The sequence below is a fragment of the Chryseobacterium sp. SIMBA_028 genome, assembly GCF_046535285.1.
Taxonomy (GTDB): domain Bacteria; phylum Bacteroidota; class Bacteroidia; order Flavobacteriales; family Weeksellaceae; genus Chryseobacterium.
The window spans coordinates 1-257 of the sequence record NZ_JAWRWZ010000505.1 but is presented as its reverse complement, the minus strand read 5'-3'; the positions used below and the strand labels follow the sequence as shown (position 1 = coordinate 257).

The 257-nt window shown below is 66.5% G+C and carries 1 protein-coding gene; it reads left to right on the top strand.

What is annotated here, in order from left to right:
- Window positions 1-257 (top strand): hypothetical protein (locus tag SCA31_RS24285; protein ID WP_410699542.1); only part of this gene is annotated, 257 nt, incomplete at both ends.

Here is a 257-nt window from a genome sequence, read left to right as displayed (position 1 = left end):
CCTCCTCCGCCGGGCTCTCGCTGCTGATGTCTTCGCTGATGAGCATCAATGCCCCTGCGATCCTCGCGGTCGGCCTGTCCTACGCCAAACCGGTCGGTGAACGCTTCGGCCTGAGCCCTTACCGACGCGCCAACATCATCGACAGCATGTCCTGCACCCTGGTCTATTCGCTGCCCTGGTCCGCCGCGCTGCTGTTCGCCTCCGGGCTGTCCGTGAAAGCCGCCGAAACCTTCCCCGGCGTGCCGGCCCTGATGCCG